At 60.6% G+C, this 25173-nt stretch carries 22 protein-coding genes; 15 read left to right on the forward strand and 7 right to left on the reverse strand.

Annotated elements, in window-relative coordinates:
- Positions 1–362: 362 nt before the first annotated feature.
- Entirely contained in the window at positions 363–1652 is a 1290-nt protein-coding gene (locus ACQZ48_RS18640; protein WP_077982146.1) for an outer membrane protein transport protein, read from the forward strand.
- 562 nt (positions 1653–2214) lie between these two features.
- A complete protein-coding gene (gene exoR, locus ACQZ48_RS18645) occupies positions 2215–3009 on the forward strand; it encodes an exopolysaccharide production regulator ExoR (protein ID WP_448729165.1) in 795 nt (264 codons plus the stop codon).
- A gap of 74 nt (positions 3010–3083) precedes the next feature.
- Here the strand turns inward: exoR and xth are convergent, their stop codons facing one another.
- Together xth and erpA are read right to left on the reverse strand one after the other, a co-directional pair.
- Entirely contained in the window at positions 3084–3881 is a 798-nt protein-coding gene (gene xth, locus ACQZ48_RS18650; RefSeq protein WP_137410484.1) for an exodeoxyribonuclease III, read from the reverse strand.
- A gap of 95 nt (positions 3882–3976) precedes the next feature.
- Positions 3977–4309: an iron-sulfur cluster insertion protein ErpA gene (gene erpA / locus ACQZ48_RS18655; RefSeq protein ID WP_077982150.1), complete on the reverse strand. Its 333-nt coding sequence runs from the start codon at positions 4307–4309 to the stop codon at positions 3977–3979.
- A gap of 226 nt (positions 4310–4535) precedes the next feature.
- Here erpA and ACQZ48_RS18660 point away from each other — a divergent pair, with 226 nt between their 5' ends.
- The 13 genes from ACQZ48_RS18660 (at position 4536) to ACQZ48_RS18720 (ending at position 20541) form a co-directional block, all read left to right on the forward strand.
- A complete protein-coding gene (locus ACQZ48_RS18660) occupies positions 4536–5753 on the forward strand; it encodes a deoxyguanosinetriphosphate triphosphohydrolase (RefSeq protein WP_077982151.1) in 1218 nt (405 codons plus the stop codon).
- A gap of 76 nt (positions 5754–5829) precedes the next feature.
- Positions 5830–7587: an arginine--tRNA ligase gene (argS, locus tag ACQZ48_RS18665; RefSeq protein ID WP_142912316.1), complete on the forward strand. Its 1758-nt coding sequence runs from the start codon at positions 5830–5832 to the stop codon at positions 7585–7587.
- Positions 7588–7653: 66 nt separating this feature from the next.
- Positions 7654–10674, forward strand: coding sequence for an SPOR domain-containing protein (locus tag ACQZ48_RS18670; protein ID WP_173989237.1), 3021 nt, complete (start codon positions 7654–7656; stop codon positions 10672–10674).
- 271 nt (positions 10675–10945) lie between these two features.
- Positions 10946–11962: a beta-N-acetylhexosaminidase gene (nagZ, locus tag ACQZ48_RS18675; protein ID WP_191218224.1), complete on the forward strand. Its 1017-nt coding sequence runs from the start codon at positions 10946–10948 to the stop codon at positions 11960–11962.
- 58 nt (positions 11963–12020) lie between these two features.
- Positions 12021–12866 (forward strand): segregation and condensation protein A, encoded by an 846-nt coding sequence (locus ACQZ48_RS18680; RefSeq protein WP_077982155.1) that lies wholly within the window; start codon positions 12021–12023, stop codon positions 12864–12866.
- A complete protein-coding gene (scpB, locus tag ACQZ48_RS18685) occupies positions 12859–13593 on the forward strand; it encodes an SMC-Scp complex subunit ScpB (RefSeq protein ID WP_089153214.1) in 735 nt (244 codons plus the stop codon). The genes ACQZ48_RS18680 and scpB overlap by 8 nt, the downstream gene beginning before the upstream one ends.
- A 128-nt stretch (positions 13594–13721) precedes the next feature.
- Entirely contained in the window at positions 13722–13928 is a 207-nt protein-coding gene (locus ACQZ48_RS18690; RefSeq protein WP_003509722.1) for a twin-arginine translocase TatA/TatE family subunit, read from the forward strand.
- Between the two features lie 158 nt (positions 13929–14086).
- Positions 14087–14815: a Sec-independent protein translocase protein TatB gene (gene tatB / locus ACQZ48_RS18695; protein ID WP_191218225.1), complete on the forward strand. Its 729-nt coding sequence runs from the start codon at positions 14087–14089 to the stop codon at positions 14813–14815.
- A complete protein-coding gene (gene tatC, locus ACQZ48_RS18700; RefSeq protein WP_191218226.1) occupies positions 14812–15615 on the forward strand; it encodes a twin-arginine translocase subunit TatC in 804 nt (267 codons plus the stop codon). The genes tatB and tatC overlap by 4 nt, the downstream gene beginning before the upstream one ends.
- Before the next feature lie 98 nt (positions 15616–15713).
- Positions 15714–16997: a serine--tRNA ligase gene (gene serS, locus ACQZ48_RS18705; RefSeq protein WP_191218227.1), complete on the forward strand. Its 1284-nt coding sequence runs from the start codon at positions 15714–15716 to the stop codon at positions 16995–16997.
- A 213-nt stretch (positions 16998–17210) separates the two neighbouring features.
- Positions 17211–17981 carry a 5'/3'-nucleotidase SurE gene (gene surE / locus ACQZ48_RS18710; RefSeq protein ID WP_003509717.1) on the forward strand — a complete coding sequence of 257 codons (771 nt, stop codon included), beginning with the start codon at positions 17211–17213 and terminating at the stop codon, positions 17979–17981.
- An 8-nt stretch (positions 17982–17989) separates the two neighbouring features.
- The gene (locus ACQZ48_RS18715) at positions 17990–18631 is read left to right on the forward strand and encodes a protein-L-isoaspartate(D-aspartate) O-methyltransferase (protein WP_077982158.1); all 642 of its coding nucleotides are present in this window, start codon (positions 17990–17992) and stop codon (positions 18629–18631) included.
- 344 nt (positions 18632–18975) lie between these two features.
- Positions 18976–20541 carry a peptidoglycan DD-metalloendopeptidase family protein gene (locus ACQZ48_RS18720; protein ID WP_448729166.1) on the forward strand — a complete coding sequence of 522 codons (1566 nt, stop codon included), beginning with the start codon at positions 18976–18978 and terminating at the stop codon, positions 20539–20541.
- Positions 20542–20636: 95 nt separating this feature from the next.
- Here ACQZ48_RS18720 and mobB read toward each other — a convergent pair whose 3' ends face one another.
- From mobB to moaA, 5 genes are all read right to left on the reverse strand, one after another.
- Positions 20637–21152 carry a molybdopterin-guanine dinucleotide biosynthesis protein B gene (gene mobB / locus ACQZ48_RS18725; protein WP_077982160.1) on the reverse strand — a complete coding sequence of 172 codons (516 nt, stop codon included), beginning with the start codon at positions 21150–21152 and terminating at the stop codon, positions 20637–20639.
- The gene (gene mobA / locus ACQZ48_RS18730) at positions 21149–21775 is read right to left on the reverse strand and encodes a molybdenum cofactor guanylyltransferase MobA (RefSeq protein ID WP_448729167.1); all 627 of its coding nucleotides are present in this window, start codon (positions 21773–21775) and stop codon (positions 21149–21151) included. The genes mobB and mobA overlap by 4 nt, the downstream gene beginning before the upstream one ends.
- Positions 21772–22971 carry a multidrug effflux MFS transporter gene (locus tag ACQZ48_RS18735; protein ID WP_448729168.1) on the reverse strand — a complete coding sequence of 400 codons (1200 nt, stop codon included), beginning with the start codon at positions 22969–22971 and terminating at the stop codon, positions 21772–21774. Before ACQZ48_RS18735 ends, mobA begins: the two co-directional genes overlap by 4 nt.
- A gap of 1 nt (position 22972) precedes the next feature.
- Positions 22973–23941, reverse strand: a complete 969-nt coding sequence (locus ACQZ48_RS18740; protein ID WP_142912304.1) for a DMT family transporter — start codon at positions 23939–23941, stop codon at positions 22973–22975.
- Between the two features lie 171 nt (positions 23942–24112).
- The gene (gene moaA, locus ACQZ48_RS18745; RefSeq protein WP_269824688.1) at positions 24113–25162 is read right to left on the reverse strand and encodes a GTP 3',8-cyclase MoaA; all 1050 of its coding nucleotides are present in this window, start codon (positions 25160–25162) and stop codon (positions 24113–24115) included.
- Between the last annotated feature and the right edge of the window lie 11 nt (positions 25163–25173).

Genomic DNA, 25173 nt, shown 5'->3' on the forward strand with positions numbered 1-25173 from the left:
CAACGACGAATCACGCGGGTTCGAAAGAGCGATTATTTCAGGCCATGCCCGCCCGAAAACCTTTGGAACAGCCAAAAAATCCAACAAAAACGGCCTGATAAGTGCGTTTCTTCGGGAAACTCGCAAGTGTGGTTATTTGGCGACAATTCCTGTCTCAAGTGGGAATTTGTTTCATTTTATGTCTGATTGCTTCAATTGGATTAGAAAAATAACCTAAAATGACTATTTAAGGGCATACGCATAAAATTCTTACGTAAAAAATGGAGAAGTGTCGCGGAACTGTGCCAGTGTGCGGCAGATTGTCATTTGCCGCGAAGCGCTTCACTCTTTTGACGATCACATTGCCTTGATTGGGGAGAGAGATGGCAAAAACTGCAATTTTTCGCGGCGCGGTATGTTTCGCAGTCAGCATCGCGGCGGTAACGCCTTCACTGGCCGGCGGCCTTGAGCGTGGCGGTTACAATATCGACCTGCTGTTCGATCCGTCCGATTATGTTCTCGACAGTTCCGCAACCTTCGTCGCGCCGCAGCGCAAGGTGGAGAATGCGCGCGACAACCCGGCAAAGAGCGGTCCCTTACCTGCTTCTTGGTCAAGCACCGCAGACGACTCTGAAAACTTCTGGTCGACCCGCGTCGGTGCCAAGGCGGCAATCGGCGATTTCGGCGACTGCATGTTCGATTATTCGCAGCCATGGGGCGCACATCTCAATCCCGGCATCTGGCAGGGATCGAGCTACAATATCGAGACCAAGGTCAAGTCGCACAATTACGCTACCACCTGCCGGGTGAAGTTCGATCTTGGCAAAGGCGACTTCTCGATCATCGGCGGCGGTTTCTACCAGGAGATCAGCGGTTATAAATACCGTCAGGTTCTCGGGCCGGCCGTTCTGGGCCTCAATCCGGCCTGGTCCAGCTTCAGCGGCGTTGGCAAACTTGAGATGGAAGGTGATGGCTGGGGCTGGCGCGCCGGCATGGCCTATGAGATTCCAGAGATCGCCTTCCGTGCGAGCCTTGTTTATAACAGCGCCGTCGATCACGACTTGACCGGCTTCGCCGATGTCAGGGCGATTCCGCAGACGCCGCCGTCCATTTCTCCGACGCTTGCGAAATACGGCGGCAAGCTCGTGCCGATCTATGGCTCTGTTTCCATGCCAGACAGTATCGAACTCAAGGTGCAATCCGGCATTGCGCCGGACTGGCTTGCTTTCGGTTCGGTGAAATGGACCGACTGGAGCCAGATTCAGGTCATTCCTTTCTGCGCTGTCGGCACGTCACCTTGCGTTCCCGCTGGACAAGACACGTTGAACACGCTCGACCTGTTTTACCGCGATGGCTGGACGATTTCCGGTGGCGTTGGCCACAAGTTCAATGAGCAGTGGAGCGGCGCTGTGAGCCTGACCTGGGATCGCGGTACATCGACTGTCATCGGTACCCAGACCGACACCTGGACGCTGGGCACGCAGATTGTCTACTCCCCGAACAAGAATATCGAGTTCAAGATTGCCGGTGCTCTCGGCCTCCTGACCTCCGGCAGCTCTTCCATTAATGGCGGACCGTGCGGTGCCGGGTTCACTTGCGGCAACGAGGTGGGCTACGACTTCGGCAACGACCTCGTGGCAGCAATCTCCACGGGCGTGAAGGTCAAATTCTGACAGCATCCTTCCGCAGATGCTAAAATAAAGGTCCGGTTTACCAGCCGGGCCTTTTTCGTGCGCGACTATGATTCATGCTCGATAAAATTTTCTAGGCCGAAAGTTTTGTGACGATTTGGCAACACTTTTCTGCAAGCGTGTGGTCGCGTTGGAATGTGAGCATATCTGTCCATTTCCCGCCACAAACAGGGTGCTTGGCTTATGTTTAGGGACGCGGGAATGGAAGAACATGCAGGCGTTTGATGTGGTGATGCGCAAGGCCGGAAAGTGAAAACGGGTTTGGATTCAGGGTTTAAGCAAGTAATACGGGAATTACATCCGGCATTCTTGTTCAGGTCTGACCGGTGGACGGCGAAATGCCGTTATATTGCCGGAAATTATGCCTATATCTGTCTCACTGGAAAATTAGGGCACTTGCTGCAAAAGACCACCGGTGGTGCGCTGGAAAGTGCTGCCGGAAAGACGCAGTGTGTTCGAAAAATCGCGACCCGGCGGAGTTCGGCTTTGCAGTATTCCGCAAGTATTGGCTATATGCCGGGAAGAGTGAGAGAAGTTCGCTGAAATGCTGAAATGTGAAGCCAACGTTTTAAAGCCGCTCCTCATCGGCATGTTGCTTGCGTCGCTCGCAATGCCTGCTGCGGCTTTTGACATCAATGCGGGCGTGACCAAGGAATCCGGCCCCTTCGACCTGTTCAAGTTCGGCTTCAAGGCCTACAAGAACGGCAACAAGGGCGAAGCCGTCGAGGCCTATCGCTATGCGGCTGAAAAAGGCCATACCGGCTCTCGCTGGGCGCTTGCCAATATGTATGCCTATGGCGACGGCGTTGCCAAGAACGACTTCGAAGCTTTCAAGATCTACAGCGAAATCGCCAGCCAGGGCGTTGAGCCCGGTTCGGAAGATACCGGCTTTTTTGTCAATGCGCTGCTTTCCCTTGCCGATTATTACCGTCACGGCATTCCCGGCAGCCCGGTGAAGATGGACCTGTCGCAGGCCCGCCAGCTTTATTTCCAGGTTGCCTCCACCTTTGGCGTCGCGGAGGCGCAGTTCCGTCTGGCGGAGATGATTCTCGCCGGCGAGGGCGGTCGCGCCGACGTGCAGCAGGCCAAGAAGTGGCTCAATCAGGCCCGCAAACACGGCCATGCCGGCGCGATGTCGATCTTCGGCAACCTGATCTTCCAGGAAGGTCAAACGACGCGGGGGCTGGCCTTCATGACGGCTGCGCTCGACAAATGCGCGGCGGCGGACTGTACCTGGATACAGAACCTGCAGGAGCAGGCTTTTTCGCTCGCCGGTGAGAAGGATCGCCGCGCGGCAATCGCACTCGCACAGAACATGCAGTTTAGCGATCCGGATTGAGAGTTGGCCGGATTGAGAGATGGCCCGGATTGAGAATGGCGATCAGGGTGGTTTCTTCCGCCTGAAGGGGCCGGTCAGCCGACCGGATTGAAAGCGAAATAACCGCAGACCGGCACATGGTCGGACGGTTTTTCCCAGGCCCGCACATGTTTTTCGATGCTGACGGATTCCAGCCTGTCCGCGGCTTCGGCTGACAGCATCAGATGATCGATGCGGATGCCGTTGTTTTTTGGCCATGCGCCAGCCTGATAATCCCAGAAGGAATAAAGTCCTGCTTCATCCGTCGTCGCCCGCGCGGCATCGGTGAAACCGAGATTCTCCAGCTTGCGGAAGGCCGCGCGTGTTTTCGGCAGGAACAGGGCGTCGCCTTCCCAGACACGAGGGTCGTGGCAATCGAAGGGTTTGGGAATGACATTATAGTCGCCGGCCAGGATCAGCGGCTCTTCCATTGCAAGGCGATCTTCGGCAAAGCGCTGCAGGCGCTCCATCCAGGCAAGCTTGTAGGGATATTTCACCGGATCGTCTGGCGGATTGCCGTTCGGCAGGTAAAGCGAGCAGACGCGGATCGCGCCGCCTTCCACGGAAAACACGCCTTCGATGAAGCGGGCCTGCTCATCGGCATCGTCACCCGGCAAGCCGCGATTGACCTCGTCCGGCTTCACCTTCGAGAGCAGCGCGACGCCGTTGAAGCCCTTCTGTCCGTGAGTCTCGACGTGATAACCGAGCGCCTCGATCTCCAGCCGGGGAAAACCCTCGTCAACCGACTTGATTTCCTGAAGGCAGACGATGTCAGGCGATGAATCCTTCAGCCACTGGCAGAGGTTTTCGATACGCGCCTTGACGCCATTGATGTTCCAGGTGGCAATCTTCATCGGAGTTTCCCTTTTGTGGGGGTACTTTTACCCGATGCAAAACCGATTGCCACCGTTTTTGGAAGGTGGTGGCGAGGATGTGGTGGATAGAATCGTCAGATCGAGAAGCTGGTGCCGCAGCCGCAGCTTGCCACGGCATTGGGGTTCTTGATCTGGAAGGACTGGCCCAGAAGATTATCGACGAAGTCGATTTCGGAGCCGGCCATATAGATGACCGACATGCTGTCGATCAGCACCTTGGCGTCGCCGCGGGCAATCACGATGTCGTCATCGGTTTTGTCTTCGGCCAGATCGAATTTGTAGGAGAAGCCCGAGCAGCCGCCGCCTTCCACCGAGACGCGCAGCGCCTGTTTGCCGGCGTCGGCGGCGACGATCTGGGCGATTCGCTTTGCCGCGGCTTCCGAAAGGGTAATGTCGCTGTTTTCCATGTCGTTCCTCCTGCCGGGGTCAAGAACCGGAGAGCAATAATCTCGTTGTCACCATTATAAACCGGTCAAATTAACGGTCTATAGCCTGTGTGAAGGCGGTCAGCGCGGCGATGATGCTTTGCGCCGACCTCTGCGATAGGTATGAAGGGTAAATGAAAAGGTCAATGGCCGAGGTGAAAAGGAAGTCACAGTCTAGGTCATGGCGGCGAAGACAACAGGTGGATGCATGATCATAGACCAGCGCGCATTGGGTTTCGGAAGCGGTGAGAGGGCGGTTTTCGCCTCGGATCCATGGACCACGCGCGGGCGTCTTTTTCCCGAAGAGGGAAGCCTGACGCGTTCCGAATTCCAGCGCGACCGCGACCGCATCGTTCACACGACGGCCTTTCGCCGCCTGAAGCACAAGACCCAGGTCTTCATCAGCCCTGACGGAGACCACTATCGCACGCGGCTTACCCACACCATCGAGGTGGCGCAGATCGCCCGTGCGCTCGCCCGTGCGCTGAAGCTGGATGAGGATCTGGCCGAGGGCGTGGCGCTGGTGCATGATTTCGGCCACACGCCCTTCGGCCATACCGGCGAAGACGCGCTGGATGCGGTGCTGCTCCCCTATGGCGGCTTCGATCATAACGCCCAGTCGCTGCGCATCGTCACCAAGCTGGAGCGCCGTTATGCCGAATATGACGGTATCAACCTCACCTGGGAGACGCTGGAAGGTCTCGTCAAACACAACGGTCCGCTGGTGAATGCGAAGGGCGAGGGGATCAAGGGGCCGGTTCCGCTGCCCATCCTCGAATATTGCGAGCAGCAGGATCTGGAAATCGGCAGCTATGCGAGCCTCGAGGCGCAGGTGGCGGCGATTGCCGATGACATCGCTTATAATACCCACGATATCGATGACGGATTGCGTGCCGGCTATCTCACTTTCGAGATGCTGGAAGAGGTGCCATTCCTCAGCGGACTGATGGCGCAGGTGCGGGCGAAATATCCCGTGCTCGACAAGGAGCGTTTTGCCAATGAGATCATGCGCCGCCAGATCACCCATATGGTCGAGGATGTGATCGGCGTTGCCCAGCAGAATCTTGCCCGCCTGAAACCACGAAGCGCGGCCGATATCCGCGCCGCCGATTTCACCGTCGCGACCTTCTCGCCGGAAATGGCCGAGACCGACCGGCAGATCAAGAAGCTGCTGTTCGGCCATATCTACCGCCATCCGGAAATCATGCGCATCCGCGCCGGTGCCACGCAGATCGTTACCGATCTTTTCCACCGTTATATGGAAGTGCCGGCGGAAATGCAGAGCCATTACTGGGTGGACAGCATTTCCGGCATGAGCGTGGCCGCAAAAGCCCGGCATGTGGGCGACTATCTGGCCGGCATGACCGATAGTTATGCACTGCGCGCCCACCAGCGGCTGTTTGACCACACCCCCGATTTGCGATAGGGCAGCGGGCAATCGCGGAGCCGACCCGGTTATGATGGCCGGACATAAACAGAAGCCCTTCGCGCAGGTTGGAACGATGAACATTTTTGCTGATTTCGATACCAGGATCAAAAACGCGCTCGAGACCCTCGATCTCGTGAAAGAGAACCGCGAAAAGGTCGATTTCAGTCGAATTACCGTCGAATCCCCGCGCGATCTCAGCCACGGCGATGTTGCAACCAATGCAGCCATGGTGCTGGCCAAGCCGCTCGGCACCAATCCGCGCGCGCTCGCCGAACTCATCGTGCCCGCGCTTCAGGCGGATAGCGATGTCGACAGCGTCAATGTCGCGGGTCCTGGTTTCATCAATCTCAAGGTCTCGGTCGGTTACTGGCAGCGTCTTTTGGCAGACATGATCGGGCAGGGCATCGATTTCGGCCGCTCCACCATCGGTTCCGGCCAGAAGATCAACGTCGAATATGTTTCCGCCAATCCGACAGGCCCGATGCATGTCGGCCATTGCCGTGGCGCCGTTGTGGGCGACACGCTGGCGAACCTGCTGGCATTCGCAGGCTACGGCGTTACCAAGGAATATTACATCAACGATGCCGGCTCGCAGATCGATGTACTGGCCCGTTCCGTCTTCCTGCGCTACCGTGAGGCGCTCGGCGAAGATATCGGCACCATTCCGTCCGGTCTTTACCCCGGCGACTACCTCGTTCCCGTCGGCCAGGCGCTGGCGGATGAATATGGCATCAAGCTGCGCGCCATGCCCGAGGAAAAGTGGATGCCTATCGTCAAGGACAAGGCGATCGACGCGATGATGGCGATGATCCGCGAGGATCTGGCGCTGCTCAACGTCCGGCACGACGTGTTCTTCTCGGAGCGCACGCTGCATGAGGGCAATGGCGGTCCGATCCTCTCTGCTATCAATGACCTGACGTTCAAGGGCCATGTCTACAAGGGCACCCTGCCGCCACCGAAGGGCGAATTGCCTGACGACTGGGAAGACCGCGAACAGACGCTGTTCCGCTCCACCGAGGTGGGCGACGACATGGACCGCGCGCTGATGAAATCGGACGGTTCCTACACCTATTTCGCCGCGGACGTCGCCTATTTCAAGAACAAGTTCGACCGCGGTTTTTCCGAGATGATCTATGTGCTCGGCGCCGACCACGGCGGCTACGTGAAGCGGCTGGAGGCGGTCGCGCGCGCCGTCTCCGAAGGCAAATCGAAACTGACGGTGCTGCTGTGCCAGCTCGTCAAGCTGTTCCGCGATGGTGAGCCGGTGAAGATGTCGAAGCGCTCCGGCGACTTCGTCACGCTGCGCGATGTTGTCGACGAAGTGGGTCGCGACCCGGTGCGATTCATGATGCTTTATCGGAAGAATTCCGAGCCGCTGGACTTCGATTTCGCGAAAGTGACCGAACAATCGAAGGATAATCCGGTCTTTTACGTGCAATATGCGCACGCCCGCTCACAGTCGATCTTCCGGCAGGCGCAGGAAGCGTTTCCGGGGCTTTCTCCTTCGGCTGAGGAGATGGCGGCCTCCGTCGCTTTGATTAGCGATATCAACGAGTTGCAGCTGGTTGCAAAGCTCGCCGAATACCCGCGCCTGATCGAATCGGCGGCTCTTTCGCACGAGCCGCACCGGCTTGCTTTTTATCTCTATGACCTCGCCAGTTCCTTCCATGGACACTGGAACAAGGGCAAAGACCAGCCGGAATTACGTTTTATTAACGATAAAAACCGAGAATTGAGCATTGCCAGACTTGGGCTGGTGAATGCTGTCGCAAATGTTTTAAGGTCCGGCCTCACGCTTTTAGGAGCGGACGCACCTGCCGAAATGCGATAACATATCACCATTATTTGCTCACAATACGCTGGCAAGAGCTGCAATGCGTAGATGGTGGAACACGTAATGGTCGAAAAAAAAGTCGCGTATAACCGGGACGCCCGGTCCGAAGGGTTCGCTGACAACGATCCTCTGGCAGAACTGGCGCGTATCGTCGGCTTCGAAGATCGTCCTTCGCATGCGGGTTCCGAGGCTGCGCCGCGCGCCGCTTCGCCGGCGACCCGCCGCGAACCGGAATTTAATCTCGAGGACGAGCTTCTGCGGGAGTTCGAAGTCTACGATGCGCCGCATGCCGATCCGGTCGTTCTTGATCCGGCAAACGATGTTCGCACAGGCATCCATCCCAACGATTTCATGCAGCGTGTCGAGCAGGTTTTCGCCCGCCGCGAGCCCGAGCTTGCGCCGGCGGATGAACCCGCGCCTGTTGCCGCATCCGCACCGGAGGTGATGGAAGAGCCGCTTCCGGAAGTCGATCAGGCCTATATTCACAACTACGTCGAAACGACCGCGCAGGATATTCGTGCGGATTTCCGCGACGACGCCTCCGCGGTGGCGGAAGTTTTCGATGTGCATTCGCGCCAGTCGCGTCCCGCCGAGCCGATGGTTTACCAGCCCGTCGCCGAGCAGGCTGGGTGGGAAGAGCCGCAGGCAGCGGAACCCGCCGCGACCGAATGGCATGCGATGCCGGAGCTTCCCGCCGATGTTTCGAGCAACATTCACGCCGATGGTCATTCCTATGCGCCGGAGCCGCAGGCTTTCGATCTCGCCGACGAGGTGGAAATAGCTGTCGCCGAGGAGGCGCCCGCACCGGTTTCCGTGCGTCCGCCGTCGCATGGCGGCCGGTCCTCGCTGGAATTTTCCAGTCTGCGGCTGCCGCTCGCCAATTTCGGCGCGCGCCGGGATGTTTCGGCTGTCGATCCGAGGCGGGTTGAGCCACGCTCCGAGCAGCAGCCTGCCGCAGCCCGCATCGAGCCGCAGGTCGAAGTCGCTCCCGCGCCTGCCGTCGTTCAGGCAGTGGAGGCCGCTCCGTCCTTTGCGCCTTCGGTCGCCGAGACCTTCACGCCTGCCGCAGAGCGTATGGCGTTTGAGGTTGCCGAGAAGCCGGAAGCGAAACATCTGTCGCCGATGGACGAACTGATTTACGACGTCGCGAAATATTCCATTCCCGGTCGCGGCGAAACACCGCTCGTGCAAGATGTTCCCGCTGCGCAGGCTGCGAAGGTGGAGCCGCCCGTGGTTGCCGCCGCGCCGGTCAAGGCCGCGCCGATTGCCGCTGCTGCGCCTGCGGCACCCGCAGAAGAGCTGGATTTCACGGATTTCGCCGGCTTCAACGATGATGATTTCGAGCTTGCGCTCGACGATCTCGATCTGGATCTTGATTTGTCTGAAATCGCCGAGGCGGAAGTTGCACCTACGCCCGCGCCGCAACCCGTTCGCCAGCCGCCAGCCGCTCCGGTTGCCGTTGCGGCCGCCGCGCCGCAGCCGGTGAGGGAACAGCCCGCGCCGCAGCCGCGCCCGGCTTCCGTGGCCGCATCGGTGACCGCCGTTCCGGTTCAGCCGCGCCCCGCTGTTGCAGCAGCACCGCAGCCAGTCGCACCGCAGACGCTGGAAAGCCTGCCTTTCGATCCTTCGCAGATCGGCGAGACGGAAGAACATCCGGAAACCATCGTCGAAATGGATGTGCCGGAACTGCCGGTCGGTGTTTTTGAACCCAAGCCGGCCGCGCGCCGTCACGAGGAAGATCTCGATATCGATACCGAGCTTGCGACGCTGTTTGCGCCTGCTGTCGCCGGTGGTCTCGACCGTCACAAACATGGCGACAGTCGCGGCGCCGCCCAGGCGCGTCCTGCGCCGGCTCCGGAAGAGGCCGATGAGTTCGAGAGGGCGCTGGAAGAGGATTTCCGTCGTTCCATGCAGGAGGCTGCGGCTTCCCGTGGCAACGCATCCCGCGACGCCGAGAATACCTATGTGGAGCATCCGGCGGATTATCGTGGTGAGGATGAACGCGGCGGTCGCCGCTGGATCATGCCGGTTGCCGCGGCAATCGGTCTGGTGCTGGTCGGCGGCGGCGTTTACGCGCTGGTTTCCGGCGGTTCGTCCAGCATGGGTTCGAATGGCGCGCCGGTCATCATCTCCGCCGATAGCGATCCGATGAAGGTCGTTCCGGAAAATCCGGGCGGTCGCGTTGTGCCGAACCAGGACAAGGCGGTTTATGACCGCGTGGCCGGCGGCGGCGCTGCCGATCCGAAACAGCCGTCGTTGATTTCCAGCAACGAGCAGCCGGTGGATGTGGTGCAGCGTACGCTGATCCCCGAACAATTGCCGCTGGAAGGCGAAAACGATGCGGATATGGAACCCGCCGGCACGCCGGTTGGCGAAACAGAAGATCCGCGCCTGCTTTCGCCGGAAGAAAAGGCTGCGCAGAATGAAGGTTCGGCTGCAACCGGCGTTTCGCCGCGTAAGGTCCGCACCATGATCGTCAAGCCTGACGGCACGCTGGTTGCCCAGGAAGTCGAAGCGCCGGCCGCCCAGCCGCCGAAGGCCGACAAGGTTGAGGAGCTTGCAGCACCACAGACCGCAAAGCCGGGTGAGGGCGCGCCCGCCGTCATCGCCGCATCGCGGGTCCCGGTCACACCGGAGCAGGCTCAGCCGCAGGCGAACACGCCTGCCGCCACGACACCGGCAGCACAGTCGGCGGCGCCAGTTCCCTCGGCGCGTCCGTCCTCGCAGCCAGCCAATGTGGTGGCGACTGTGACCAACCAGGGCAATGTCCGCCCCACGAACGCTCCGGCACAGCAGCAGACGGCGGCGGCGACGCCGGCGGCGACCAGCACGCCTTCCGCCGGCGGCTATTACATCCAGATCGCCTCGTTGCCGAGCCAGGCGGAAGCCCAGAAGTCCTACCAGAACATGTCGGCCAAGTTCGGCTCGGTCATCGGTGGACGCGGCGTCGACATCAAGGCCGCCGAAATCGCTGGCAAGGGCACGTTCTACCGCGTCCGTATCCCGGCGGGTGACAAGAGCGAAGCCGTGGCGCTGTGCGAAAGGTTCCGCTCAGCCGGCGGCAGCTGCCTGGTGGCGCGGTGATAGTGGCCGGATTGGCTTAGACAGATCGGGGCTGCCGCGTGAGGCAGCCTTTTTGGATGGCACTCGGCCTTTCCTCACGCTCCGCCGTCATCCTCGGGCTTGACCCGAGGATCCACACCCGGAGCGATGGATCCTCGGGACAAGCCCGAGGATGACGGCGGAGAGGTTATGCGAGGATGGCGGCCGCAGGTCCACCTGACTGTTTTCGCACTCCGAGAGCACATCCCCTTTTACCCACCCTCCATCTCTTTTCCCTTTGAGCGTGACACCCATGACCGATTGCAAAGCTATGATCCTCGGATGCAGCGGGCTTTCGCTGACGGCCGACGAGATTGCCCTTTACCGCGATGAACAGCCCTGGGGCTTCATCCTGTTCGGGCGCAATATCGGCGAGCCGCAGCAGATCACCGATCTCGTCGCCGCCATGCGCGACGCCGTCGGGAGGTCAGATGCGCCGGTTCTGATCGATCAGGAGGGTGGGCGCGTGCAGCGTATCAAGCCACCGATCCTGCAGGCCTATCCGAACGCCGGCATTCTCGGTGAAATCTATGAGCGCGACCGGGGGGCGGGTCTGCGCGCCGCCTGGCTGATGTCGCGCCTGCATGCCTTCGACCTCATGAAATTCGGCATCAATGTCGATTGCCTGCCGGTGCTCGATGTGCCGGTGGAAGGCGCCAGCAATGTCATCGGGAATCGCGCCTATGGCTACACGCCGACCATGGTGGCCGAGATGGGGCAAGCAGCGGCCGACGGCCTGAAGGCGGGAGGCATGCTGCCTGTCATGAAACATATGCCGGGCCATGGCCGCGGCATGGTGGATTCGCACCATGAACTGCCGGTCGTCGATGTGCCGCTCGATGAGCTGGACGCCCATGATTTCGTGCCGTTCCGGGCGCTGAACCGCGAATTGATGGCGATGAGCGCGCATCTGGTGTTCAACGCCGTCGACCGTGAACGCCCGGCGACGACCTCGCCGAAGGTGATCGAGGAGATCATTCGCGGGCGGATCGGCTTCGACGGTCTGCTGATGTCCGACGACAGCTCCATGAATGCGCTGAAGGGCACGCTCGGTGAAAGAGCTGCGAATATTGTTGCGGGCGGCTGCGATATAGTCTTGCATTGCAACGGCGTGATGGGTGAAATGCTGCAGGTCGTGAAGGAGGTTCCCGTTCTTTCCGGCCGTTCGCTGGAGCGGGTGCGGGCCGTGGAAGCGGGTTTCCCTGTTGCGGACCCTTCCGACGAAGCGGAGCTGAGAGCCGAATTCAACGCCATGTGGGCCGTTTCCTGACAGTCGGGCGGCGGCCCGGTACTCGGGACGACAGGCCGGACGCCCGGCGGATGGAACAATGGCCGCAGACAAGTCTCGCAATTCGACACCGATGGACAAGCTCTGGCAAGATGTGACGCCGGAGCGGCTGACGGGCGAGGCCGGGCTGGTCATCGATGTCGCGGGTTTCGAAGGCCCGCTCGATCTGCTGTTGCATCTTGCCCGGACGCAGAAGGTCGATCTGTCGCGCATTTCGGTGCTGGCCCTTGCCGAACAATATCTGCAATTCGTGGAAAGCGCGCGCCGCGTCCGCATCGAGCTTGCGGCTGACTATCTCGTCATGGCGGCGTGGCTCGCCTTCCTGAAATCCAAGCTCCTCATTCCGCAGCAATCCAAGGATGACGGTCCCTCGGGCGAAGAAATGGCCGCCACGCTGGCCTTCCGGCTGAAGCGTCTGGAGGCGATGCGCGAGGCGGCCGAACGTCTCGTCAACCGCGCTCAGCTCGGCCGCGATGTGTTCGCCCGCGGCGCGCCCGAGCATATTCCGCACATCAACCGCTCCGCCTATGAGGCGAGCCTTTATGACCTGCTCAGCGCCTATGCCAATCTGCGGCAGCGGCAGGCGATTACCCAGGTCACGATTGAAAAACGGCAGGTCTGGTCGCTTGTCGAGGCGCGTGAGCTTTTGACCAACCTCCTCGGCGATGTCGGGGAATGGACCGTGCTCGACCAATATTTGCTGCAATATGTACCCGATCCCGCCATGCGGGTGACGGCGATCGCCAGCGCCTTTGCCGCTTCGCTGGAACTGGTGCGCGAGGGATCGCTGCAAATCCGGCAGGAGGGCGCTTTCCAGCCCATCTATATGCGCCGCGGCACGAGGGATGAGCCCGCGGCCAGTGCCGGGAGGAGCGACAATGACTGATGATGAAGAGACCGGCGAGGCGATGATCGTAACAGATGGGGTGGGATTCGAACCCACGGTATTTTCCGAACGGCAACTGAAGGAGGCCGAGCGGATCACCGAGGCTTTGGTCTTCGCCTCGTCCGAGCCGGTCTCCGTGGCTTTCATCGCCGAGCGCCTGCCGCGCGGCATGGATGTCGTTGCCATTCTGCAGCGTCTCAAGGTGCTTTATGCGGAGCGGGGCGTCAATCTCGTGCAGGTGGGCGGGCAATGGGCCTTCCGCACCGCCGGCGATCTTTCCTTCGTCATCCGCGCTGAGGAAAAGGAGCCGAAGAAGCTGTCGCGCGCGGCGCTGGAAGTTCTGGCGATTATCGCATATCATCAGCCGGTGACACGCGCCGAAATCGAGGAGATTCGCGGCGTGCAGACATCGCGCGGCACGCTCGATGTGTTGATGGAGGCGGGCTGGGTCAGGTTCCGTGGCCGCAGGCGCACCCCCGGCCGGCCGGTGACGATCGGCACCACGGTGGAGTTTCTCGATCATTTCGGTCTTGAGGAGTTGCGCGATCTGCCGGGGCTCGAGGAGTTGAAGGGGGCAGGGCTGCTTTCGGGCCGCATTCCCTCCAATTTCGGCGTACCTTTGCCGATGATGAGTGACGAGCTGCGCGAGGATGAAGATCCGATCACACAGCTGGATCTCGAGGAACTGGGCCTGCTGGCCCCCGGCGGCGGCGATGGCGACGACTGATATCGACATCCTGCCGGCGCGGCCACGAAAACTTTATGCGCACTCGCTGTCGAAGGGGTGATTTGTCGTTTGAAAAAGCCTTTCAAACGTCTTACATCGTCTGAAAGCGAAATTCAGGAGTTTCAGTTATGGGTTCTTTTAGTGTGTGGCATTGGCTCATCGTGCTGGTGATTGTTCTCGTCCTCTTCGGACGCGGCAAGATTCCGGAATTGATGGGCGATGTCGCAAAGGGCATCAAGAGCTTCAAGAAGGGCATGGCTGACGAAGACCAGACGCCGCCGCCGGCCGATGCCAACACGAAGACCGTCGACCACAAGGCTGACGAGATCAAGTAAGCGGCCTTTCGCCGCTTGGTGTGAGACTGGCGCTAGAGCGCCTTGCGTCCTTTTTTGACGCACCAAGGACGCTCTGCCACTTGTATGTTGCGCTTCATTCCCGTCGAAAATCGATTCCGATTGTCGGGCCGGAGCGCTAGGGTCTCGGGAGCATATTGATGTTAGATATCGGCTGGAGCGAGCTGCTGGTGATTGCGGTCGTGTTGATCGTGATCGTCGGGCCTAAAGACTTGCCGCCCATGATCCGCGCTTTCGGCAAAACGATGGCTAGCCTTCGCAAGATGGCGGGGGATTTCCGCAGCCAGTTCGATGAGGCCCTCAAAGAAGCCGACATGGACGATGTGCGCCAAACCATCTCCGATGTCCGCAATCTAAACCCGACCAATTCGCTGCGCGATGCGATGAACCCACTTCGCCAGCTGGGCAACGAGATCAAATCCGATCTCCAGAAGGCGACGGCTGCGCCGGATGGCCTTTCGTCCACGCCGGCGCCGGCGACAGGGGAGCCGGTCGCGCCGCTGGTCAGCGTGCCTGAGCCTGACATGAAGCTGCCGGATGCGCCGCCTGCCGTTGATGCGCAGGTTGCCGCAGCTGTCGCCGCGGAGGAAAAGCCCAAGCGCGCGCGGGCGAAATCCATTGCGACTGTTGAGGCCGAAGCGGTTGCCGCCAAGCCGAAACGTGCCGCGCGGAGCAAGGTTGCCGCAGCGCCAGAAACCGCCGCCACCGTGAAAACCAGTGAGCCCGCCGCCTTGAAGCCCGCCGTGAAGACGGTCACCAAAAAGGCGGCTGCCAGCAAGTCCTCCGCAGACAAGGCGGCCGTGGCCGAGGCCAAGCCGGCTAAAACGGCAAAAACCAAGGCTGCAAAGCCCAAAAAGGATGAAGCATGAGCGGGGATATCGAGGATAAGCCGCAGCCGCTGATCGAGCACCTCATGGAACTGCGCACGCGGCTGATCTGGTCGCTCGGCGCGTTCTTCGTCGCCTTCATCGCCTGTTTCGCCGTTGCCAAACATCTGTTCAACCTGCTGGTCGTTCCCTATAAATGGGCGGTGATCTGGGCCGGGCTCGATGTTGCGAAGTCGTCGCTGATCTATACCGCGCCGCAGGAATTCTTCTTCACGCAGATCAAGGTCGCCATGTTTGGCGCCATTGTGATTTCCTTCCCGGTGATCGCCTCACAGCTTTATAAATTCGTGGCGCCCGGCCTTTACAAGAACGAGCGGGCGGCCTTCCTGCCGTTCCTCATCGCTTCGCCGATCCTTTTCCTCATCGGTGCGGCGCTTGTCTATTTCTTCTTCACGCCCATGGTCATGTGGTTCTTCCTCGCCATGCAGCAATTGCCCGAAGACGGCGAGGTGGCTATTTCGCTGATGCCGAAGGTGTCGGAGTATCTCAGCCTCATCATGACGCTGGTTCTCTCCTTCGGTCTGGTGTTCCAGCTGCCCGTCGTCACCACGCTTCTGGCCCGCGTCGGGCTTTTGACCAGCGACTGGCTGCGGCAAAAGCGCAAGTTCGCGATTGTCCTCGCCTTTGTAGTCGCAGCCGTCCTGACGCCGCCGGACCCCATGTCCCAGATCGGCCTTGCGCTGCCTGCGATCATTCTCTACGAGATTTCCATCTACATGGCTCGACTCGTGGAGAGGAAACGTGCGGCGGAATCCAAAAGCACGGAGCTGGAGGAGACCTGATTTTCCTGAAGGTCTCACCGCTCAAAAATCCTCGCGCCGGGTTCATGCCCGGCGTTTTGCTGTAAAACGCGACGATGCAACAACGGTCTGGAACGACGATGCACGACATTAAATGGATACGCGAAAACCCCGAAGCTTTCGATGCGGCGCTTGCACGCCGTGGCGCAGAGCCCGCCGCCAGCGGCCTGCTCGCGCTTGATGAAAAGCGTCGTTCCGTCATCCAGTCCCTGCAGGACATGCAGTCGCGCCGCAACGCCGCCTCCAAGGAAATCGGCGCTGCGATGGCGCAGAAGAACATGGAGCTGGCGGAAAAGCTGAAAGCCGAAGTCGCCGATCTCAAGGAAAACATGCCGCGCGCCGAGGAGGAGGACCGCCAGGTCACCGCCGAGTTGAACGATGCGCTCTCGCGTCTGCCCAACATGCCCTTCGACGATGTGCCCGATGGCAAGGATGAGCATGACAATGTGGTGACCCGCGTCGTCGGCCAGAAGCCCGGCTGGAACCATGAGGCCAAGGAGCATTTCGAGATTGGCGAAGCGCTCGGCTATATGGATTTCGAGCGTGCCGCCAAGCTTTCGGGCGCACGTTTTACCGTGCTGACCAGCCAGCTGGCGCGTCTGGAAAGGGCGCTCGGCCAGTTCATGATCGACCTGCACACCTCGGAACATGGCTATACCGAAGTCTCCTCGCCGCTGATGGTGCGCGACGAGGCGATGTTCGGCACCGGCCAATTGCCGAAATTCTCCGAGGACCTGTTCAAGACCACGGATGGCCGCTGGCTGATTCCGACGGCCGAGGTGACGCTGACCAACCTCGTGTCCGGCGAAATTCTCGATCAGGAGAAGCTGCCGCTACGCTTTACCGCGTTGACGCCATCCTTTCGTTCGGAAGCGGGTTCGGCCGGCCGCGACACGCGCGGCATGCTGCGCCAGCACCAGTTCTGGAAATGCGAACTCGTCTCCATCACCGATGCGGAAAGCGCGGTCGCCGAACATGAGCGCATGACGGCCTGCGCCGAAGAGGTGTTGAAGCGCCTCGGCCTGCATTTCCGCACCATGACGCTCTGCACCGGCGACATGGGCTTCAGCGCCCGCAAGACTTACGATCTGGAAGTGTGGCTGCCGGGCCAGAACACCTATCGCGAAATTTCGTCCTGCTCGGTCTGCGGCGATTTCCAGGCGCGGCGCATGAATGCGCGCTATCGCGGCAAGGAAGACAAGACGACGAAATTCGTGCACACGCTGAACGGTTCCGGAACGGCTGTCGGTCGCTGCCTGATCGCGGTTCTCGAAAATTACCTGAACGACGATGGTTCCGTCACAATTCCGGATGTGCTGCTTCCCTATATGGGTGGTCTGACTCGGATCGAGAAAGCGGCCTGAGGGAGCGCAGCGTCGTGCTATTGGAAGGAGAGTCTTCCAATTTGGCCGACGTCGTCCTCGGGACAGGCCTGAGGATCTGCAACTTTTCGATTGATTTCGACGTGATTAGATTCTCTGGACAGGCCTGAGGATGACCATGGGAGAGCTGCACACCTCACTGGCGGTTGGGGAGCATGCTCCGTCCTTGAAGATATGAAAAGCGGAGAGAGAACCATGCGGATTTTGCTGACCAATGACGACGGTATCCACGCCGAAGGTCTGGCGGTGCTGGAGCGTATCGCCCGCACGCTGTCCGACGATGTCTGGATCGTTGCGCCGGAGACAGACCAGAGCGGTCTCGCGCACTCGCTGACCTTGTCCGAACCGCTGCGGTTGCGAAAAGTTTCCGACAAGCATTTCGCGCTGCGCGGCACGCCGACCGACTGCGTCATCATGGGTATTCGCGAAGTCCTGCCGGAAAAGCCCGATCTCGTCCTCTCCGGCGTCAATGCTGGCGCCAACATGGCCGATGACGTGACATATTCCGGCACCATTGCCGGCGCCATCGAAGGCACGCTGCAGGGCGTGCGCTCCTTTGCGCTCAGCCAGGCCTTCAGCCATGCCGAAGGCCGTGTCGTGCCGTGGGAAGTGGCGGAGACCTATGCGCCCGATCTCATCCGCAAGCTCATCGATGTCGATCTGCCTGATGGCACCTTCCTCAACCTCAACTTCCCCAATTGTGCGCCCAAGGATGTGCAGGGCGTGTCTGTCACCGGGCAGGGCAAGCTCGATTTTGGCCTGACGGTGGAGGAACGGCAGGACGGTCGCGGTCTTCCCTACTACTGGCTGCGCTTCGGCGAGCGTCTCGGTACCTTCCGCGAAGGCACCGATATCCACGCTTTGAAACATGGCAAGATTTCCGTCACACCGCTCAAGCTTGACCTGACGGACTACACGGTGAAGGATCGGGTTGCGCAAGCACTTGGATTCGGAGTCGCCGATTGAAATCCGCAATGGTCGAAAAGGAAGGTTTTGCCGCTCTCGTTCTCCGCTTAAGGGGTGAGGGGATTTCCGATCTCGACCTTCTGACGGCGGTCGAGCAGACGCCGCGCTCGAAATTCGTGCCGCCGCAATTTGCGGCCGATGCCTATTCCAGCCGCACGATCCCGATCGACTGCGGCGCCTTCATGGAAGGCGCCGACATGGCGGTGAAAATCCTTGCCCGACTGCAGCTGAAACCCGGCCAGCGTGTGCTCGAAATCGGCACCGGCAGCGGTTTCATGACGGCGATCATCGCTCGGCGGGTCGAACGCGTCTTTTCGCTGGAGCGTTACAGGACGCTGGTGCAGCGGGCGCAGAACTGTCTCGACGATCTCTCCATCCGCAATGTCGTCATCCGTCAGGCGGATGGCAGCAACGGCCTGGTGGGCGAGGGTACCTTCGACCGAATCGTCTCCACGGCGGCCTTCACCACCATGCCCCGCTTCTTTGCCGAACAGATCGTTTCAGGCGGCATGATGATCGCCCCGATCATTCTCGAAGACGAGCGTTGCGTGATGACGCGGTTCTCCAAGACCGGCAGCCGCTTCGAGAAGGAAGAACTGTTCGAGGCGCCTTACCTGCCGCTCAGCACGCATATTGCGCGTCATTTGTGACGAAATGAAAATTTTGGAGACATTCCATCTTTGTCTCCTAATGTTCTGAATTTCTGCAACTAACTGATTTTTAATATCATTATTGTTCCAACGTGACGCATTCTGTTTTCGTCATGGTTATCGAAGTGTCAAAAAAGCGCCAAGCGGCTTAACGTTTTAACGGCGTGGTAACACTAACGCGCTTTAATCATAAACATCGACGCATGGTTTTCCCACTTCGGGAAATGGGCCTTGCAAGAAGTGAAATTTGTGCCGGATCGGTCTCGATGCGGCGGGTTGGCGTCAGTGTAGATCGAGTCATGCGTATGAGACATTCGTCTAAAATCGGAAAATCAGTCGCAAAAATGTTCGCAGCGGCATTGCTGGCAAGCGTCGCAACGGGCTGTAGCTCGGATGCAACGCGGTTCAGCGGCCTCTTTTCCAGTGGACCGGATCAGATGACCACGGCGTCAATTCCTGCCCGTCAGGGCGGCGGTGCTTACGGGCAGGCCCCGGTGCCGCAGGGCGACATGAATGGCGGTTACGCCTCCGCCGCGCCGCAGGGCGGTTATGCCAACCAGAACATGGCGGGCAATTCCTATCCGCAATCGGGCGGTTATAGCGGCGTTCAGCCTTCCATGGCCCGCTCGGCTTCGGCCTCTCCCGTGCAGCGATCCGAGTTGGCTGCGCCGACAGCTGTGGCAAGCCGCGATCCGTCGACCCGCAGCGAAGCCATGGCCCAGCCTTTCCCATCCGCCCAGCCCAAGGTCGTGCCGTCTCTTGCAGCGCCCGCCCGGCAGGCTGCCGCTCCCGCGGCCGACAATCTGACCACCGCAACGGTCCGCTCCGACAAGAACGGCTGGCACACGGATGGCGCCGCCTCCGTGACCCTGCGTCCCGGCGAAAACATCGCGACGCTCTCCAACCGTTACGGCGTTCCGGAAAAGGAACTGCTGCGCGTCAACGGCCTGAAGACCGCATCCTCGGCACAGGCCGGCCAGTCGATCATCATTCCGAAGTTCGGTCAGGTCCGCAATGCCGCCAAGGATGCCGCCAGCAATATTGCGCTCAACCGCAATGGCGACCAGCCGACGCCGCTGCGTAGTCCCGAGGGGAACGTGGCTGTGCTGCCGTCGCAGGCCGCCGCCCGTGACAAGGTTTCCTCCGAAACCGGCAAGCTGACGCCGCCTGGCGGCAAGCCGCTGCCGCCCACCGGCGGCTACAAGGTGCAGCCGGGCGACAGCCTGTCCAAGATCGCCCGCGCAAACGGCGTGTCGGTCGCCGCCCTCAAGGCGGCAAACGGTCTCAGCAACGAAAGCATCCGCGTCGGCCAGACGCTCAACATGCCCGGCGCTTCGACGGATGCCATCAAGACGGCTTCCGTTCCGGCCAAAGAAGCGGCCAAGCCGGTCGAAACCGCATCCGCCAAGCCTGAGCCCTACAAGGCACCGGCTGCTGCCGCGGCTCCGACTGCGCCTGCCGCACCGGCCACCGCCAGTGTCAGCGACATCGAGAAAAAGGCCGACATGGCTTCCGTCGCACCGGAATCCACCGGCATCGGCAAATATCGCTGGCCGGTTCGCGGCGCGGTCATCAACAATTTCGGCGATAATGTCGAAGGCAGCCGCAACGATGGCATCAACATCTCCGTTCCGGAAGGCACGCCGATCAAGGCCGCCGAAAACGGTGTGGTCATCTATGCGGGCAACGGCCTGAAGCAGCTCGGCAACACGGTTCTCGTGCGCCATGACGACGGCAAGGTCACCGTTTACGGCAACGCCGCCAATCTTGACGTGCAGCGCGGCCAGAAGGTTCAGCGCGGCCAGACCATCGCCACATCGGGCATGACCGGTAGCGCCAAGCGTCCGCAGGTTCACTTCGAAGTTCGCAAGGATGCGACGCCGGTGAACCCTTCCACTTTCCTTGAATAGGTATTGCGTCTCAAGGAATGATGAAGCCGGGTGATGAGCCCGGCTTTTTCATTTTTTGGCTTGATGACGGAGGAGAGGAGGCGGCGGAAACGTCGCTACTGCCTCACCAGTCCCACCGTCTTCTCGATGAAATCGGCAATGGCGCCGGTATCGTCGAGATCGAAAACGGGCAACGTCGTGTCCGCCACGTCATGATCGGCAGCAATGGCGATTATATGCGGATCGAGCGGCGCGAGCGGTTCGGTCTTGGCCGCGTCCAGTCGGCGCGCCTCGATCTTCGGCACCGGCTCGTATTTATAACCCTCGATCAGCACGAGATCGCAGGGGGCGAGGCGGGAGAGGATGTCCTCGAAGGAGGGTTCCGGTTCGCCGCGCAATTCATGCATGATGGCGAAGCGGGTGCCGGAGACGATGGTGACTTCGTGCGCGCCGGCCTGCCGGTGACGCCAGCTATCCGCCCCGACCTTGTCGATATCGAAATCATGATGGGCGTGCTTGATGGTGGAGACGCGGTAGCCGCGCGCCGTCAGCTCGGTGACGATACGGACCGCAAGGCCGGTCTTGCCCGAGTTTTTCCAGCCGGCGATGCCGAAGACCTTTTGTGCCGTCATTGCTCCAGCTTCTCCAGATAGCTGCGCGCCAGCGCCAGTTCATCCGGCGTGTTGATGTTGAAGAACGGATCGAGGCTGCCCTTTGCCGTTTCCAGCGGCGGGAAGGCCACGCCGATGGTGACGTGCCGGGCCAGATAGGCGCGGATGCGCCGGTTTTCATCGTTCTTCAGCCAGTCCTCGAGATCATCGGCAAGCGCTACCGGCCACAGCGCAAAAACCGGGTGAAGCTGGCCGCTGGAGGCGGCGATGACGATTGCATCGTCTGACAGGTGTTCGCAAAGCCGCGCCACGAGATCGTTCGGGAAAAACGGGCTGTCGGCGGGCGCGGTCAGGAAGTGACTGATCGCGCTCTCACGATGCTGGAAATGGCGCATGCCGGCCAGAATACCGGCAAGCGGTCCGGCATGGCCGCTCAGCGTATCTCGAAGCAGCGGCAGGCCGAAATTCTCCGCCCAGCCATTGGCGGCATTGATGGTGACGTCTGACACCTGCCGTGCGATGCGGTTGATGACATGGGAGATGAGGGGCGTATCGCCCAATTGCACCATCGCCTTGTTGCTGCCCATGCGCCGCGAAAGCCCGCCGGCGAGCACAAGACCTGGTATTTCGAAAGGGGCCGTCATTCCCGCTGTTCCTGCAGCCTTACGACATGGGTGGTGAGGAGGGCGACAAGGCCGGTCGCCAGCATCACCAGAAGAAGCGGCCAGGTTCCGTCCTCCCTGGACAGGACCGAGGAGGCGAGCACCGAGAGCGCTGCGCCGCCGCCGATGGTCATCGCGCCGCCGAGGCCGGAGGCGGAGCCGGCCAGATGCGGCTGGACGCTGACCATGCCGGCATTGGCGCTCGGCAGTGTCACGCCGTTACCGACGCCGATCAAGGCAAGCGGCACGAAAAACGCATAGGCGCTTTCCGCCCCGGCGGAGATCAGCAGCATGGTCGTTACGATGCCGGCAATGGCGATGACATTGCCCGACAGCATCATGCGGGTAATGCCGATTTCGCTGGCATAACGGCCGGAGATGAAGTTGCCGAGCATGTAACCGCTGGCCATGAAGAAGAATTGCAGGCCGAGCATGGCCGGGGCGAGCCCGTAAAGCACGCTGCCGACAAAGGGCGCGCCGCCGAGGAAGGAGAAGAACATGCCGGACGAGAAGGTCGAGGTCAGCGCATAACCCCAGAAGAGCGGAGAGCGCAGAAGTTCCGGCCAGGCGTGAAACTGCTGCGAAAAGCTCGCCGATTTATTATGGTTGGTTTCACCGAGATCGAACCAGGCGAGCACCAGAATGCCGACGCCGAGCAGGGAGAGGAGGGCGAAGCTCGACTGCCAGCCGGAAATGTCGTTGAGCAGCCCGCCAACCGTCGGCCCCACCATCGGCACCACGGACATGCCCATGGTCACGTAGCCGATCATCGAGGCTGCCTGTTCCATCGGCACCATGTCGCGCACGATGGCGCGCGCCAGCACGAAGCCGGAAACGACTGCTGACTGCGCAACGCGCCCGATCATGAAGACGGTGATGTTGGGCGCGAGCATGCAGACGAGCGTTGCGACGATCATGATGGCGATGCTGGCCAGCATGACCGGGCGGCGCCCGAAAAGATCGGAAAGCGGGCCGATGATGAGCTGCAGGCAGGCGGTGGCGGCAAGATAACCCGAAACGGCAAATTGCATCACCGCGTAGTCGGTCTCGAAATAAACCGCCATGGCCGCAAGCGAGGGCAGGAACACATTCATGCACAGAGCCGCAACGCCGGCGATGACGACCAGCGTGATGATGTGCGGCGGTGTGGTCCTGTCCAGAAAACGGCCGCTGTTCATATCATTCTCCAGCCTCGCCCGTTACGGCAGCTTTCGTAACGGAAGCCGGCCGTACCGTGGTCGCGGCGGTGGGGGTGGCGGCCGCGCGCTTGGCCATCTGCGAGCGCTTGCGCAGGCTTTCGCGGTAGAAGGTGTAGAGGCCCGAACCGATGACGATCAGGGCGCCGACGATGGTATAATTGTCGATCTTTTCATTGAAGAAGAATACGCCGATCATGAAACCCCAGAGCAGGCTGGTGTAACGGAACGGCGCGACGAAGGAGATTTCGCCCGATCTCATGGCGAGAATGATCGCCTGATAGCCCACCAGCACCAGGATGGCGGAACCGGCGAGATGTGAGAGGATCATGAAATTCATCGGCTGCCAGCCGCCGAAGGGCACGATCAGCAGGCCGCCCACCGCCATATTGACGAAAGCGGTGATGACGGTGATGGCGAGCGAGGGCACATCGGCATACATTTTCCGCGTCAGCAGATCGCGCGCGGCGGTGACGGCGAGCGATGCGACGACCAGAAGCGCCCCCGGCGTGAAGCCTTCCGGGCCGGGCCTGATGATGACGAGCACGCCGATAAAGCCGACGATGATCGCCATCCAGCGTCGCCAGCCCACCGGCTCGCGCAGAAACAGCGCCGCACCCAGCGTCACCACCAGGGGCAGGGACTGCAATATGGCCGAGGCATTGGAAAATTCGATGAGGCCGAGCGCCGTCAGATAGAGCACGGCCGCAGTCACCTCGCAGAGACAGCGCAGGATGATGATGGGGCGCATGAGGGTTTTCAGCGGCCGGAGCGCACCGAAATGGCGGGCGGCGATGTAGATCAGCACCACCGTTATGATGCCGCGGACGAACATGATCTGGCCGGTGTTGATATAGGGGGTGACGGATTTCGTCAGGGCGTCATTGGCCGTGAAGCTTGCCATGGCGAGCGCCATGAAAAGGGCGCCGCGCGTATTGTCCGTCAATGCCATTCCAAAATATCCCAGACCATGCGCGGTTTTCCCGGCCGCCCTTTCGGGGCGATTTGGGCCGCCTTTCGGGCGTGACCACGCATTCCTCCATGCAAAGAGACGTGGCACGCCACAGCCGGCATTTCAACCGTTTATATGGGTGGGTGGACGAGAAACAGTTTCAGCCTTCGCTCAGCCGCCGGTCACGCTCATATGGCGGGAGACGGCAGGCCGGTTGTGGGTGCGGTCGATGATGAAATCATGCCCTTTCGGCTTGCGCAGAAGGGCTTCATCGATGGCGCTGGAAAGATAGGCATCACTGTCGGAGGCGCGCAGCGCGGTGCGCAGGTCGGCGGCGTCATCCTGGCCCAGGCACATATAAAGCGTGCCGGTGCATGTGAGGCGGACGCGATTGCAGCTTTCGCAGAAATTATGCGTCATCGGCGTGATGAAGCCGAGCCGGCCTCCGGTTTCCTTCACCGTCACGTAACGGGCGGGACCGCCGGTTTGGTAATCGCTGTCGATCAGTGTGAAGCTCTTTTCCAGATCGGCGCGCAACTGCGAAAGCGGCAGGTAGCGGTCTGTCCGGTCTTCCTCGATCTCCCCCATCGGCATGGTTTCGATGACCGTCAGGTCCATGCCGCGACCATGGGCAAAACGCATGAGATCGGGAATCTCGGCGTCGTTGAAGTCCTTCAGCGCCACCGCGTTCAGCTTGACCTTGATGCCCGCGGCCTGGGCGGCGTCGAGCCCCTCCATGACGCGGTCGAGATCGCCCCAGCGGGTGATATGGCGGAACTTATCGCGATCGAGCGTATCGAGCGACACGTTGATGCGGCGCACCCCGCAATCGGCAAGCTCGTCGGCAAATTTGGCGAGCTGTGAGCCGTTTGTCGTCAGCGTCAGCTCTTCCAGCATACCGGTTTCAATGTGGCGGCCAAGGTTTCTCACCAGCGACATGATGTTCTTGCGCACCAGCGGTTCACCGCCGGTCAGCCTCAGCTTGCGCACGCCGCGCGTTATGAAGACGGAACAGAGCCGGTCGAGTTCTTCAAGCGTCAGAAGATCCTTTTTGGGCAGGAAGGTCATGTGCTCGGACATGCAATAGGTACAGCGGAAATCGCAGCGGTCGGTGACCGAGACACGCAGATAGGTGATGGAGCGGCCGAAAGGGTCCACCATCGGTGTGCTGTTTTCCGTCAGGGTTTTCGCCTTTTCAAGCGAACCGGAGAAACCGTTCACGTCTCCATCCT

The sequence above is a fragment of the Agrobacterium sp. 22-209-1 genome, from assembly GCF_053522485.1.

Excerpts from the sequence above, each read along its gene's own strand:
- ACQZ48_RS18720 (WP_448729166.1), top strand. The coding sequence starts at position 18,976 with ATGTTCGCAGCGGCATTGCTGGCAAGCGTCGCAACGGGCTGTAGCTCG.
- ACQZ48_RS18735 (WP_448729168.1), bottom strand. The coding sequence starts at position 22,971 with ATGAACAGCGGCCGTTTTCTGGACAGGACCACACCGCCGCACATCATC.
- ACQZ48_RS18670 (WP_173989237.1), top strand. The coding sequence starts at position 7,654 with ATGGTCGAAAAAAAAGTCGCGTATAACCGGGACGCCCGGTCCGAAGGG.
- ACQZ48_RS18660 (WP_077982151.1), top strand. The coding sequence starts at position 4,536 with ATGATCATAGACCAGCGCGCATTGGGTTTCGGAAGCGGTGAGAGGGCG.
- scpB (WP_089153214.1), top strand. The coding sequence starts at position 12,859 with ATGACTGATGATGAAGAGACCGGCGAGGCGATGATCGTAACAGATGGG.
- tatB (WP_191218225.1), top strand. The coding sequence starts at position 14,087 with ATGTTAGATATCGGCTGGAGCGAGCTGCTGGTGATTGCGGTCGTGTTG.
- surE (WP_003509717.1), top strand. The coding sequence starts at position 17,211 with ATGCGGATTTTGCTGACCAATGACGACGGTATCCACGCCGAAGGTCTG.
- nagZ (WP_191218224.1), top strand. The coding sequence starts at position 10,946 with ATGACCGATTGCAAAGCTATGATCCTCGGATGCAGCGGGCTTTCGCTG.
- erpA (WP_077982150.1), bottom strand. The coding sequence starts at position 4,309 with ATGGAAAACAGCGACATTACCCTTTCGGAAGCCGCGGCAAAGCGAATC.
- tatC (WP_191218226.1), top strand. The coding sequence starts at position 14,812 with ATGAGCGGGGATATCGAGGATAAGCCGCAGCCGCTGATCGAGCACCTC.
- ACQZ48_RS18640 (WP_077982146.1), top strand. The coding sequence starts at position 363 with ATGGCAAAAACTGCAATTTTTCGCGGCGCGGTATGTTTCGCAGTCAGC.
- argS (WP_142912316.1), top strand. The coding sequence starts at position 5,830 with ATGAACATTTTTGCTGATTTCGATACCAGGATCAAAAACGCGCTCGAG.
- ACQZ48_RS18740 (WP_142912304.1), bottom strand. The coding sequence starts at position 23,941 with ATGGCATTGACGGACAATACGCGCGGCGCCCTTTTCATGGCGCTCGCC.
- exoR (WP_448729165.1), top strand. The coding sequence starts at position 2,215 with ATGCTGAAATGTGAAGCCAACGTTTTAAAGCCGCTCCTCATCGGCATG.
- ACQZ48_RS18715 (WP_077982158.1), top strand. The coding sequence starts at position 17,990 with ATGGTCGAAAAGGAAGGTTTTGCCGCTCTCGTTCTCCGCTTAAGGGGT.
- ACQZ48_RS18690 (WP_003509722.1), top strand. The coding sequence starts at position 13,722 with ATGGGTTCTTTTAGTGTGTGGCATTGGCTCATCGTGCTGGTGATTGTT.
- serS (WP_191218227.1), top strand. The coding sequence starts at position 15,714 with ATGCACGACATTAAATGGATACGCGAAAACCCCGAAGCTTTCGATGCG.
- ACQZ48_RS18680 (WP_077982155.1), top strand. The coding sequence starts at position 12,021 with ATGGCCGCAGACAAGTCTCGCAATTCGACACCGATGGACAAGCTCTGG.
- mobA (WP_448729167.1), bottom strand. The coding sequence starts at position 21,775 with ATGACGGCCCCTTTCGAAATACCAGGTCTTGTGCTCGCCGGCGGGCTT.
- mobB (WP_077982160.1), bottom strand. The coding sequence starts at position 21,152 with ATGACGGCACAAAAGGTCTTCGGCATCGCCGGCTGGAAAAACTCGGGC.
- xth (WP_137410484.1), bottom strand. The coding sequence starts at position 3,881 with ATGAAGATTGCCACCTGGAACATCAATGGCGTCAAGGCGCGTATCGAA.